A 14,141-nucleotide genomic window follows, 5' to 3' on the forward strand; every position below is an offset into this window, starting at 1 on the left:
TATGAAAAGGATATATAAAATAACACTTTTAGTTGGTATAACTATTTTAGTTTCATCTTGCCACAATAATTCGGCACCGAACTATCAGTATTTCCCAAATATGTATGAGTCTGTTGCTTACGAGCCATATACAGAAGCAAAAATATTTAAGGGAGGAAAAGAAGGACAGCTTCCTGTTGCAGGAACTATCAATAGAGGTTTTGAACCTTATGAATATGAAAATTCAACAGCAGGTTATGAATTAGCAAAAGCTAATTTAAAATCTCCTTTGGATTCTATCGAAAGAAATTCTGGAAAAGGTAAAGAGCTTTTCGAGATTTACTGTATCAGCTGCCACGGTGCTACTGGTAATGGTAAAGGTAAATTGGTTGAAAGAGAGAAATTTCTTGGAGTACCTAGCTATAAAGACAGAGAAATCACAGAAGGAAGTATCTTTCATGTTGAGACTTATGGTTTAAATGCAATGGGTTCACATGCAAATCAATTAAGTGCTCACGAACGTTGGTTAGTTGCTGACTATGTTCTGAAACTAAAAAGCCAATTATAATTGTTGAACAAACTGATCGTAATAGATATGTATACATTTTCAAGTAAATTAAAAACTTTTTCTATCATCTTAATGGCCGTTGGTCTATTAGGAATTGGGTATGGTTTTTTAAGTGCACCAAAAGATATTCAAGAAGTTGAAAAAATACTAGCTGCAGATGAACATGGTTCTCATGGCGCTGCGCATGAAGAAAAAGCGGAGGCATCTCACAAAGAAGCAGGTCATCATGAAGCAGCTGAAGCGGCACATGATTCTCATAAAGGGGCTGCACATGCAGAAGTTTCTGGCGCAAATGAGCACGAAAAACATTTAGAGCACGTATTACACCAATTGCAAAATAAGCCTTGGTCTGCAGTATATGTAGCTTGTATTTTCTTTTTACTGCTTTCAATGGGAGTTTTAGCTTTCTACGCTATTCAACAAGTAGCTCAAGCAGGTTGGTCTCCAGTTTTATTTAGAGTTATGCAAGGTATAACAGCTTACTTACCAGCTGGTTCTATTATCTTCTTTATACTTTTAGTATTATGCGGATTACACTTTAATCATATTTTTGTATGGTTAGGTGAAGGAGTTACTGATCCTAAAAGCCCAAATTATGATGCTATCATTGCAGGAAAATCAGGATACTTAAACTTTCCATTCTGGATTGTAAGAGCTGCTATCTTCTTAGCAGGATGGAATTTATACCGTCATTTTTCTAGAAAAAACTGTTTAGCTCAAGATGAAGCAAATGATGATCTTTACTACAAAAAGAACTTCAAAGCTTCTGCAGGATTCTTAGTATTCTTCATTGTTTCTGAGTCTATCATGTCTTGGGATTGGATTATGTCATTTGATCCACACTGGTTTAGTACATTATTTGGATGGTATGTATTTGCATCATTCTTTGTAAGTGGAATTACTGCTATTGCATTGGTAACAATTTACTTAAAATCAAAAGGATATTTAGAGTATGTAAATACAAGTCATATCCATGATTTAGCTAAGTTCATGTTTGGTATTAGTGTATTCTGGACTTATTTATGGTTCTCTCAATTCATGTTGATTTGGTACGCTAACATTCCAGAAGAGGTAACTTATTTTGTAACAAGAATTCAATTATATAACCTTCCTTTCTTTGGAGCGGTTGTTATGAACTTTGTTTTCCCATTATTAATATTAATCAATACTGACTTTAAACGTCTTAACTGGGTTGTTGTTATGGCTGGTATTGTGATATTATTAGGTCATTATGTTGATTTCTTTAATATGATTATGCCTGGTACTGTAGGAGACAAATGGTTTATTGGAGTTCCTGAAATTGCATCGATTCTTTTCTTCTTAGGTCTATTTATATTTGTTGTATTTACTGCATTAACTAAATCTCCTTTGCTTGCAAAAAGAAATCCTTTCATCGAAGAAAGTAAACATTTTCATTATTAATATTTAAAGAAGTAAACAGATGACAAGTTTGTTGGTAATTATAGTTTTAGTTTTATTAGCGGTTGCATTATGGCAATTGACGAAGATATTTGATCTTACGCAGGTCGGAACTTCTTCGGATGATTCTCAGGTTGCATCGGATAATGATAATAACATTCAAGGATATATTATGTTTGGCTTTTTAGCTTTCATCTATATATTTACGATTTATGGTTTACTAAAATGGGGTAATTTGGCACTTCATACCCCTGCTTCTGAGCATGGTGGTTTAGTAGATAATTTAATGAATATTACTTGGGTTTTAATTTTTACAGTTCAAGTAATCACGCAAGGTTTATTATACTGGTTTTCTTTTAAATATAAAGGTAACAAAGATAAAAGAGCGTTGTTTTTTGCTGATAGTAATAAATTAGAAGCAATTTGGAGTATCATTCCTTCTGTTGTTTTAGCTTGTTTAATTCTTTATGGATTATATGCTTGGAATAACATTATGTTCGTTGATAAAGATGAAGATGTAATCGAGATTGAATTATATGCTCAGCAATTTAAATGGACTGCAAGATACGCTGGACAAGATAACGTATTAGGTAAAGCTAACGTACGTTTAATCGAAGGAGTTAATACATTAGGAGTTGATATGTCAGATCCTAATGCTCAAGATGATATCGTAGTTTCAGAATTACATATTCCTAAAGGAAAAAAAGTTCACTTTAAAATGCGTTCTCAGGATGTATTGCACTCTGCTTACTTCCCTCACTTTAGAGCACAAATGAACTGTGTTCCTGGTATGGTTACTGAATTTGCTTTCGTACCAACTTATACTACTTCAGAATACAGAGAGTTACCATTTATGGTTGAAAAAGTTGCAAATATCAACAAACTTAGAGCTGAAAAAAGTACTGAGTTAGTTGCAAAAGGAGGTACAGCTTTAGATCCTTATACATTTGATTACCTATTATTATGTAATAAAATTTGTGGAGCTTCTCACTACAATATGCAAATGAAAGTTGTAGTTGATACTCCAGAAGATTACAAAAAATGGTTAAGTGAGAAAACTACTTTAGCTCAAGATATTAAAGCGGCGGCTGCTGCTGAGAAACCAGCTGAAGGAGCTGCACCAACTGCAGACTCTGCTGCAAAAGTAATAGATACTGTAAAAGCAGTAGTTGATACAGTAAAAGCGGCTGTAGCTAAAGTTGCGATGAAATAATTAATTTAGAAAATTTAAAGTACACATATATGTCAGCAGAAGCGCACGATCACGATCACGGACACGATCACGAGCACGAACATCATCATAAAGACACGTTTATTACTAAATATATTTTTAGTATAGACCACAAAATGATTGCTAAACAATACTTGATTACTGGTATTATTATGGGAATCATTGGTATTGCAATGTCTTTATTATTTAGAATGCAGTTAGCGTGGCCAGAAGAGTCTTTCAAGATATTTAATGTTTTATTAGGAGATAAATTTGCACCAGATGGTGTAATGGCGAATGATATTTATCTGGCTTTAGTTACAATTCACGGTACCATCATGGTATTCTTTGTACTGACGGCAGGTTTGAGTGGAACGTTCAGTAACTTATTGATTCCGCTTCAAATTGGAGCTAGAGATATGGCATCTGGATTTATGAATATGATTTCATATTGGTTGTTTTTCTTATCAGCTGTTGTAATGTTATGTTCTTTATTTGTTGAAGCTGGACCAGCATCTGCAGGATGGACAATCTATCCTCCTTTGAGTGCATTGCCACAAGCAATTCCAGGATCAGGAACAGGTATGACATTATGGTTAGTATCTATGGCTATTTTCATCGCATCTTCTTTGATGGGATCTTTAAATTACATTGTTACTGTACTTAACTTAAGAACTAAAGGAATGTCTATGACTAGACTTCCGCTTACAATCTGGACATTTTTCGTAACAGCTATTATTGGTGTTATTTCATTTCCAGTTTTATTATCTGCAGCTTTATTATTGATCTTCGATAGAAGTTTTGGTACTTCATTCTTCTTATCTGATATCTACATTGCTGGAGAAGTTTTACACTATCAAGGTGGTTCACCTGTATTGTTTGAGCACTTATTCTGGTTCTTAGGTCACCCTGAGGTTTACATCGTAATCTTACCAGCGATGGGTCTTGTTTCTGAAATTATGGCTACAAATGCTCGTAAACCTATTTTTGGTTACAGAGCGATGATTATGTCAGTTCTTGCAATTGCATTCTTATCAACAATCGTTTGGGGTCACCACATGTTTATTTCAGGTATGAATCCTTTCTTAGGATCTGTATTTACTTTTACAACTTTATTGATTGCAATTCCATCTGCTGTAAAAGCATTTAACTGGATTACAACTTTATGGAAAGGTAACTTACAATTTAATCCTGCTATGTTGTTCTCTATCGGAATGGTTTCTACTTTCATCACTGGAGGTTTAACGGGAATCATTTTAGGAGATAGTACTTTAGATATTAACGTTCATGATACATACTTCGTAATTGCTCACTTTCACTTAGTAATGGGTATCTCTGCACTTTACGGAATGTTTGCTGGTATTTACCACTGGTTTCCTAAAATGTACGGAAGAATGTTAAACAAAAACTTAGGATATATCCACTTCTGGGTAACTGCAGTTTGTGCTTATGGAGTTTTCTTCCCAATGCACTTTATTGGATTAGCAGGTTTACCAAGACGTTATTATACTAATACAAACTTCCCATTATTTGATGATTTACAAAATGTGAATGTTTTAATTACAACATTTGCTCTTGTAGGAGGTGCGTTCCAATTAGTATTCTTATACAACTTCTTTAGCAGTATTTTCTACGGTAAGAAAGCAGTTCAAAACCCATGGAAATCTACTACTTTAGAGTGGACTACTCCAGTTGAACACATTCACGGAAACTGGCCAGGAGAAATTCCTCACGTATACCGTTGGCCGTATGACTACAGTAACCCAAATCATGATGTAGATTTTGTTCCTCAAAATGTACCAATGAAAGAAGGTGAAGAAGTTTTACACCACTAAAAATAAAAAGAAAGACCATCTGAAAAGATGGTCTTTTTGTTTTTATTAAAGTTCAAACTATGAAAATTCCAAATTCCAAACCCGATAGATTCCTATTTATTGGAATTTGGGATTTCTTATTTGGAATTTGAATTTTATTCTGTTTTCCAAACTAATTAGTTTATATATCTTTGTAGGATGAATGAAAACCTCGATCCTACTACTAAAGGATATAACTCAGAAGAGTTAGATCTTGAAAAAAGATTGCGTCCGCTGTCATTTGATGATTTTGCAGGACAAGATCAAGTTTTGGAAAATTTAAAAGTATTTGTTGCTGCGGCTAATCAGCGTGGTGAAGCACTCGATCATGCTCTTTTTCATGGGCCGCCTGGTCTTGGAAAAACTACTCTGGCGAATATCTTAGCTAACGAATTACAGGTTGGAATTAAAATTACTTCTGGTCCCGTTTTAGATAAGCCTGGTGATTTAGCTGGTTTGCTAACTAACTTAGATGAAAGAGATGTTTTGTTCATTGATGAGATTCATAGATTAAGTCCAGTTGTTGAAGAATATTTATATTCGGCAATGGAGGATTTTAAGATTGATATTATGATTGAATCTGGCCCAAATGCACGAACTGTTCAAATCAATTTGAATCCTTTTACTTTGATTGGAGCGACTACACGTTCAGGATTGTTAACAGCTCCGATGCGTGCTCGTTTCGGAATATCTTCACGTTTACAATATTATACTACTGAACTTTTAACGACTATTGTTGAAAGAAGTGCTTCCATATTAAAAATGCCAATAGACTTGGAAGCAGCTATAGAAATTGCAGGCCGAAGTCGTGGTACTCCTCGTATCGCGAATGCGTTATTAAGACGTGTTCGAGATTTTGCTCAGATTAAAGGGAATGGGAGAATTGACATAGAAATTTCAAGATATGCCTTAAAAGCACTAAATGTAGATGCTCATGGTCTGGATGAAATGGATAATAAAATACTGTTAACCATTATCAATAAATTTAAAGGAGGACCTGTCGGGCTTTCGACACTAGCAACTGCAGTTAGTGAGAGCAGTGAAACAATCGAAGAAGTCTATGAGCCTTTTTTAATTCAAGAAGGATTTATCATGAGAACACCTCGTGGAAGAGAAGTTACCGATAAAGCGTATAAACATCTGGGTAAAATCAACACAAATATTCAAGGAGGTCTGTTTGAATAATTAATAAAATGCCTCAAAGTAAAACATACAATTATCCGCCAAAACTATCTATTTTTAGATTTTTTAAGGATGCTGAAGGCGTTCGTAGAAACCCTATACCGTATCATAAAAAATATTTTGAGCGTTTTGGAGATTCTTTTTCTATAAAAATTGGAAAATCGAGGCATATTATCCTGTCAAGAGATAATGATGTTGCTCAATATATACTGCAGAAAAATCATAAGAATTATCATAAATCTAAGTTTCAGTCTGTTTATCTTTCTAAATATTTGGGTAAAGGACTGCTGACTGTTGATGGAGAATTTTGGTTAAAGCAAAGAAGGCTTATTCAACCAGCATTTCATAAGCAAAAAATGAATCAGCTGGTTGAAAATATGAAAACGACTATTGCTTCTGAGTTGGAAGGAATAATTTCAAATGAGAAAGTTGATCTTTTTCCTGTTATGAGTGAATTGGCGTTTAATGTTGTAGCTAAATCATTATTTCAATTTTCTATAGCGGATGAAAAGTTAGATCGAATTAAATATATTATTGAAGCAGTCCAGAATTTTTTAATTAAAGAAATTAGATTACCGCATAAAGCTTGGTGGTTTTCTATTACAGGTCAGGTAAAGAAACATCTTCAATTGGCTGAAGAAAACAATGAAATCATTAGAGGGATTATTGAAGAGAGAACTGCTTCAAAAACTGAAGTTAATGATCTGCTTAATATGCTTTTGGAAACTCGTTATGAAGATACAGGCGAGGGAATGTCAATCGAGCAGTTAATAGATGAAATTAAGATTCTTTTTATTGCGGGTCATGAAACAACTGCCAACGCTCTAACTTTTACGTTGTATTTATTGGGGAATCATTTAGATGTACAACAAAAGATATTGGATGAAATCCTTAAAGTTGAATTTGAAAGTAAGGACATTGTAGAGCAGTTGCAAAAAATGACTTATATAAATGCAGTTTTGAATGAGTCAATGCGTTTGTATCCTCCGGCCTGGATTACCGACAGACAAAATGTAGAAGATGATACTTTAGGGGAATTCAATATAAAAAAAGATACTCTTATAGGTGTTTCTTTTTATGAGTTGCATCGAAATCCGAAATATTGGGAAAACCCAGATAATTTTAATCCGGACCGTTTTTTAGGCGAACAGAAAAAGCATTCTATGCAATATTTTTATCCTTTTGGAGCGGGACCAAGAATGTGTATTGGTGCTGGATTTGCTATTTATGAAATGTGTTTGGCGATTTCTCATGTCGTTAAAAAGTATAAAATTATGTCAGTAGGAGATACTGTCAATTTTAATCCCTTAATTACCTTAAAACCTGTTGGTATTGAAGTTGTTTTTTCTGAAAGATAATGATTAATTCCAAAGAAAAATATTCGAAATTTATAAAAGAGGAAGCAAAAAGGCTTGGCTTTCTTTCTTGTGGTATATCTAAAGCAGGTTTTTTGGAACAGGAAGCGCCTCGACTTGAAAATTGGTTAAAGAACAATCGTAATGGTCAGATGGCTTATATGGAAAACCATTTTGATAAACGTCTGGATCCAACTTTATTGGTAGATGATGGCAAAAGTGTCGTGTCACTTTTGCTTAATTATTATCCAGATTCCATACAAAACGACGAGAGTTTTAAGATTTCAAAATATGCCTATGGGCAAGATTATCATTTTGTAATTAAAGATAAACTCAAAGAACTTTTACATTCGATTCAAGAAAATATTGGAGATGTATCAGGACGCGCCTTTGTTGATTCAGCACCTGTTTTAGATAAAGCGTGGGCTGCCAAAAGCGGTTTGGGATGGATTGGAAAAAACAGCAATCTGATTACTCAAAAAGTCGGTTCTTTTTACTTCATTGCCGAACTTATTATTGACTTAGAATTAGAATACGATCATGCAGTGACAGATCACTGTGGGTCTTGTACAGCATGTATAGATGCATGTCCTACACAAGCTATTGTATCGCCTTACATAGTTGATGGAAGCAAATGCATTTCTTACTACACTATTGAGTTAAAAGAAAACCTTCCAGAAGAAATGAAAGGAAAATTTGATGAATGGATGTTTGGCTGTGATACTTGTCAAGATGTTTGTCCGTGGAATCGATTTTCTAAACCACATTCAGAACCTTTATTCAATCCTAATCCAGAACTACTTTCTTTTACTAAAAAAGACTGGATGGAAATTACTGAAGAAACCTTTAAACTGGTTTTTAAAAACTCACCTATTAAAAGAACCAAATTTGATGGTTTAAAACGTAACATCAAGTTTCTTCAATAATTATATTAAGTCTGTTTTTAAGTATGTTTTTGACTATCAGCTATTTGTTTTAAATAGCTTTTTTCTTTTTGTACAACTTTGAATTCTTACGTTATTTTACTTATTTGTCATTAAATTCTGTAAGAATTTAAAATTAACTCAATTATTTAAGAAAATTCCACTTCTTTGCTGTCAAATATTCATGTTTTTTCAATTCTCAAGCGATAAACAATTGTTAAAAAAGGTTGTTTGACGAGTTTATGTGCATTTTGTCGAAATAATGAGGTTTGATTTCATTCCTCGATATACTTTCGCACTTCCAAATCTACTTAATTTAAAACTTAGAGGACTTTTGTAGTCTTTTTTAATCTAATGTCATGGTCTACATAATGTCCTTTTTTTGTGTAAGTCTTGAAAAAACTTTTTTAAGTTTTTTAAAATCCAATATACTTTTTTTCACGTATCTCACCAATATGCTAAAAACGATCATCCGTTTTTTAGCAAATGAAATTTCTGTTCCACAAACCCAAGTTGTCTATGCGTAACTTTACTTTTAATCAGTCTAGATTTTCTAGACTACTCTTTTTTATTGTTTTTTTATTACTAACTGCCCAAAACGCTACGGCTCAATTTTATAAAAAGCATTATATAGCGCCGGCTCCTTGGCAGTACTTTAGTAAAGCGAATGAAATTGTAATTTCTACAAATTCACTTACGGAGATTGATATTACAGTCGCAAAAAGTGATGGTACAGTTGTAACATCTTTGAAGGCTAAAAAAGGAACTCCAGCAGTTTATAGATTTACGCTTTTGGCAAGAAATCTTCCAATGAATGCATTAAACACCGTTCTTAATGGAGCAGGGTTAATTATAACTAGTACTGGTCCAACAGCTGTAAACTTGAGAAATATTGCTTCTGACAACTATATGGATGATGAGAATAGAGATGCCAATATTAAAGGTAATGCAGCTCTTACAAGTTTTGGAGACGCTGGTCTTGGAATAAGATTTAGAGTTGGTTATTATAGAGATGGATCACTTGGGACTTTTAGTAATTTAGGAGAGCAAAGACCCATATATAGTATTATGGCTACAGTTAATAATACTACTGTAAAAATTGACAATGCTATTATAGCTACTTTAAATCAAGGACAGAGTTATTTATTTAAAGCACCGATTGGAACATTAGTTGAATCTTCTAATCCAATAGTTATGAATACTTCGGCAGCAATAGATGTGCCTGGAGGTTGTGGAGATGGAGCTTACAATCAAATTCCACCTGAATCTGTTTTAGGAACGGAGTATTTTCTTGAAAGGGGAACAGGTAACAATACTGCAGAGCAGACGACTGTAGTAGCAACTAAAGATGATACCAAAATTATTGTAGAGAGTTACTCAGCTACTGGAGCGTTAGTAACGAGTACAACAAAGACTTTAGCTCTGGCTGGATCTTTTTATACTTTTGTTAATGGTGTATCAAATACCAATTTTACAGCGTCTAGAATTGTTGCTGACAAAAGAGTAGCTGTCTATTCAGGAACAGCACAAAATTGCGAAGTTGATATTTCAACTATTGCACCTGTATCAGAATGTGGGGGATCAGAGTTCGTAGAAACAACTAAATTTAAGAGCTATAATTCAGGCAATTTAGATTATTTCGGATATATTTTATTAAGAGATGCTAAAAAAGATGTAACTATAAATGGCAAAAAAACTACAGATATACCAGGAGTTGCAGCTCGCTATCAAATAGGTTCTACAGGTTGGTATATAATAAACTTTAATAGTGAACAAATAGGAAGACCTGAAGTTCTCTCGATTGAAAGTGAAGCTAAATTAACCGTTTCGATTGTACAGCAAGCGGGAGGGTTTTCTATGGCAGGTTTCTTCTCGACTTTTGCAGCTTTGCCAGATGATCCTAGTTTAACTTATATTGAAGGTGGAGGATGTACAAATAATTCTGCAGAATTAACTACGCCAGCAGGTTATGCGCCTTATCAGTGGTATTATAACGGAACTGCAATTAATGGGGCTAATTCTCCAAATTATACAGCAACAAAAACTGGTAACTATTCTGTTTCTTCTACATTGGTATGTGGGGCTCAGACTCCTTCTAAAACAGTTGCAGTAACCTTATGTACAGATTTAGGAATTACTAAAACAGTAGATATTGCTGCACCTTGTATCGGATCTAACGTAGAGTTTACCGTTAAGGTTAGTAACTTAGGAGGAAATAACGTTTCTGGAATTTCAGTAACCGATTTGCTTCCTTCGGGTTATACTTATGTAAGTTCAACACCATCAGTTGGGGTTTACGATTCTAATACGGGAGTTTGGACAATTGGCGATGTGGCAGCACAAACGTCAATGACATTAAAAATTGTTGCTACTGTAAACGCATCAGGAAATTATACTAATACGGCTTCATTACCAAATGATGTAGATACCAATACGGCAAACAATTCTGCGAGTGCTGCGGTAAATCCAAAGTCAGCAAATCTTGTAGTAACAAATCCTGCTGCAGTTTGTGCGCCTTCAACGGTAAATTTAACTGCTTCTGCTGTTACGACAGGAAGCTCCTCAAATCTAACACTTTCTTATTGGACAAATGCAGGAGCAACGACTACGTTATCTTCGCCAAGTGCTGTTGCGACTTCAGGAACTTACTATATAAAAGCAGTTTCTGCCGATGGATGTCAGTTTGTAAAACCAGTTGTGGTTACAATTAATGCTAGACCATCAAAACCAAAAATTGTTGTTGATTCAGGAAGTTTATGTACAACTTCTGGAAATACAGTTTTAAAAGCAGAGAATAGCGCTTCAACATATAATGGGAATTCTTATTTATGGTCAAATGGAGCTAATACACAAAGCATAACAATTAATAGCGAGGGAACATATACTCTTCAAATTCTAAATAGTTCTGGTTGCGTTAGTATCAGCTCAGATCCTGTAACTGTTTATTTTTCACCTGCACCTGTAGCATCCGATCAGACATTCTGCGCATCAGAGAATAAAACTGTTGGGGATCTAATTGCTTCAGGGAGTAATATAAAATGGTATGATAATGATGGTAATTTGTTATCATTAAGTCAATTGTTAGCTGATAAAACAAATTACTATGCAAGGCAAACCTTAAATGGTTGCGAAAGTTCAAGAACTAGAGTACGAGTAACGATAAATTCAAATTCTTCAGCACCAATTGCTGCTGCGTCTCAATCTTTTTGTGCAGCAAGCAATAGCACTGTTGCTAATTTGCAAGCTACTGGAACTACTTTAAAATGGTATAATGCTTCAACAAATGGAACTCAATATGTAGGTACAGAAACTCTTGTTTCTGGAAACTATTATGTTAGCCAGACAGCAAACAGTTGTGGAGAAAGTGCTAGAACATTAGTTGTTGTGACAATTAATACAGTTCCATCGACGCCGACTGCTTCAACTCAATCATTTTGTGCTGCAGATAATAAAAAAGTAAGTGATTTAGTGGCTTCAGGAACTAATTTGAAATGGTATAACGCTTCAACAAACGGAACTTTATATACTGGGACAGAAACTCTTGTAACAGGAACTTATTATGTTAGCCAATCTAACAGTTGTGGCGAAAGTACAAGAAGAGCAGTTTCTGTTACTGTAAACAATACCGCAGCACCTACAGCTTCAGCTCAGACTTATTGTGTTTCTGAGGCTAAAAAAGTAAATAATTTAGTGGCTACTGGATCTGCCTTAAAATGGTATGATTCAAATACTGGCGGGACACAATATTCAGGAAATGAAACTGTAGTTTCTGGTAATTATTATGTAAGTCAAACGTTAAATGGTTGTGAAAGTCAAAGAACTCAAGTGGCTGTTACAATAAATACTACCGCTGCACCTACAGCTTCAGCTCAGAATTTTTGTGCGGGTGATGCTAAAAAGGTAAATGATCTGGTTGCGACAGGATTTGCTCTGAAATGGTACAATGCAAGTACTGGAGGAACGCAATATTCAGGGAATGATATTTTAACTTCGGGCAATTATTATGTAAGTCAAACACTTAATAACTGTGAGAGTTCAAGAACTTTGGTTGGAGTTACAGTAAACCCTACACCTGTAGCGCCATCTATTTCGGCAGATGGAGCAACAACATTCTGTCAAGGAGGAAGTGTAACTTTGACTTCTACAGGAGGAAGTAGTTATCTATGGTCAAATGGAGCGACTACACAATCAATCACCGTATCTACTTCAGGAAGTTATAGTGTTAGAGTAACCAATGCTTCTGGATGTTCTAGTGCATTTTCAGCAGCAACGGCGGTTACAGTAAATTCTATACCATCAGCACCTTCGGCATCAGCACAGACATTCTGTTCAGCTGAAGCTAAAAAAGTAAGTGATTTGAGTCCGTGGGGAGCAGCGTACAAATGGTACAGCGCTTCTGCAAACGGAACATTATATACAGGAAATGAAACCCTTGCAACGGGGACTTACTATGTAAGCCAAATGGCAAATGGATGTGAAAGTTCTCGCACAGCAGTAACTGTGACGGTAAATACAACTCCGTCTGCACCTTCGGCATCAGCGCAGACATTCTGTTCTGCCGAAGCTAAAAAAGTAAACGATTTAAGTCCTTCTGGAGCTACATACAAATGGTACAGCGCTGCTTCAAACGGAACATTATATACAGGAAATGAAACCCTTGCAACGGGGACTTACTATGTAAGCCAAACTGCAAACGGATGTGAAAGCACTCGCACAGCGGTAACAGTTACGGTAAATACGACTCCATCAGCACCTTCGGCATCAGCACAGACATTCTGTTCAGCTGAAGCCAAAAAAGTAAAAGACTTAAGTCCGTCTGGATCTACATACAAATGGTACAGCGCTTCTTCGAACGGAACATTATATACAGGAGATGAAACTCTTGCCACAGGAACTTATTATGTAAGCCAGATTGCAAACGGATGTGAGAGCACACGTACAGCAGTAACTGTGACTGTAAACACGAATCCGTCAGCACCAGTCTTGAGTTCAATTACTCAACCTACATGTTCAGTAACTTTAGGAAGTTTTACTATCAATAATTATAATTCAGCTTACACATATAAAATAACTCCTTCAACTGGAGTTACTCAAACCGGAAATACGGTTACAGCACCAAAGGGTACTTATACAATTTCAGCTTCAGTTAGTAGTTGTTCATCAGGAGATGAAAGCTTTGTTATTAATTCAATATTATGTGCTAATTCAGATTCTTACGCAAATCAGACTTCGGGAACTGTAGCAGTAAATGTTGGAAATGTTACTTCGAATGACAGACTAAACGGAGCTGCAGTTACAGCGACAAACACGTCAGTAACAGCAAAAACGGAAGGCCCATTAAGCGTTGATGCTGACGGGAAGCTTACTTTAGCGGCAAACACTGCTTCAGGAACATACACTCTGACTTATACCATCTGCGAAACGGGTGCAAACCCTTCAAACTGCAAAACTGCGGTTGCAGAGGTGAAAGTTGCGAATGATCTGATTGCCGTAAAAGACGATTTCGGAACAAAATCTTCAGGATCAATGGCATCAAACATCGGAAACGTTAAGACAAACGATACATTAGACGGAACTGCAGTTACAGCGACAAACACGTCAGTAACAGCAAAAACGGAAGGCCCATTAAGCGTTGATGCTGACGGGAAGCTT

7 protein-coding genes and 1 pseudogene are annotated in these 14,141 nt (G+C 35.3%); all 8 read left to right on the forward strand.

Going from position 1 to position 14,141, the window contains the following annotated elements:
- The first annotated feature begins 1 nt into the window (after position 1).
- Positions 2 to 547 (forward strand): cytochrome c, encoded by a 546-nt coding sequence (locus tag Q9Q97_RS22595; protein ID WP_057117453.1) that lies wholly within the window; start codon positions 2 to 4, stop codon positions 545 to 547.
- Positions 548 to 574: 27 nt separating this feature from the next.
- The gene (locus Q9Q97_RS22600; protein WP_306161301.1) at positions 575 to 1,969 is read left to right on the forward strand and encodes a quinol:cytochrome C oxidoreductase; all 1,395 of its coding nucleotides are present in this window, start codon (positions 575 to 577) and stop codon (positions 1,967 to 1,969) included.
- Positions 1,970 to 1,988: 19 nt separating this feature from the next.
- The gene (locus Q9Q97_RS22605; RefSeq protein ID WP_306161303.1) at positions 1,989 to 3,179 is read left to right on the forward strand and encodes a cytochrome c oxidase subunit II; all 1,191 of its coding nucleotides are present in this window, start codon (positions 1,989 to 1,991) and stop codon (positions 3,177 to 3,179) included.
- A 29-nt stretch (positions 3,180 to 3,208) separates the two neighbouring features.
- Positions 3,209 to 5,011, forward strand: coding sequence for a cbb3-type cytochrome c oxidase subunit I (locus Q9Q97_RS22610; RefSeq protein ID WP_306161305.1), 1,803 nt, complete (start codon positions 3,209 to 3,211; stop codon positions 5,009 to 5,011).
- A gap of 177 nt (positions 5,012 to 5,188) precedes the next feature.
- Entirely contained in the window at positions 5,189 to 6,214 is a 1,026-nt protein-coding gene (gene ruvB / locus Q9Q97_RS22615; protein WP_125722271.1) for a Holliday junction branch migration DNA helicase RuvB, read from the forward strand.
- 8 nt (positions 6,215 to 6,222) lie between these two features.
- The gene (locus tag Q9Q97_RS22620) at positions 6,223 to 7,569 is read left to right on the forward strand and encodes a cytochrome P450 (RefSeq protein ID WP_306161307.1); all 1,347 of its coding nucleotides are present in this window, start codon (positions 6,223 to 6,225) and stop codon (positions 7,567 to 7,569) included.
- Positions 7,569 to 8,492, forward strand: a complete 924-nt coding sequence (gene queG, locus Q9Q97_RS22625; protein ID WP_306161309.1) for a tRNA epoxyqueuosine(34) reductase QueG — start codon at positions 7,569 to 7,571, stop codon at positions 8,490 to 8,492. Before Q9Q97_RS22620 ends, queG begins: the two co-directional genes overlap by 1 nt.
- Positions 8,493 to 9,008: 516 nt before the next feature.
- Positions 9,009 to 14,141: pseudogene (locus Q9Q97_RS22630) on the forward strand (hypothetical protein); the annotation flags it as partial.

It is taken from the genome of Flavobacterium sp. DG2-3 (assembly GCF_030730925.1).
Taxonomy (GTDB): domain Bacteria; phylum Bacteroidota; class Bacteroidia; order Flavobacteriales; family Flavobacteriaceae; genus Flavobacterium.

Excerpts from the sequence above, each read along its gene's own strand:
- Q9Q97_RS22620 (WP_306161307.1), top strand. The coding sequence starts at position 6,223 with ATGCCTCAAAGTAAAACATACAATTATCCGCCAAAACTATCTATTTTT.
- Q9Q97_RS22600 (WP_306161301.1), top strand. The coding sequence starts at position 575 with ATGTATACATTTTCAAGTAAATTAAAAACTTTTTCTATCATCTTAATG.
- Q9Q97_RS22595 (WP_057117453.1), top strand. The coding sequence starts at position 2 with ATGAAAAGGATATATAAAATAACACTTTTAGTTGGTATAACTATTTTA.
- Q9Q97_RS22605 (WP_306161303.1), top strand. The coding sequence starts at position 1,989 with ATGACAAGTTTGTTGGTAATTATAGTTTTAGTTTTATTAGCGGTTGCA.
- Q9Q97_RS22610 (WP_306161305.1), top strand. The coding sequence starts at position 3,209 with ATGTCAGCAGAAGCGCACGATCACGATCACGGACACGATCACGAGCAC.
- ruvB (WP_125722271.1), top strand. The coding sequence starts at position 5,189 with ATGAATGAAAACCTCGATCCTACTACTAAAGGATATAACTCAGAAGAG.
- queG (WP_306161309.1), top strand. The coding sequence starts at position 7,569 with ATGATTAATTCCAAAGAAAAATATTCGAAATTTATAAAAGAGGAAGCA.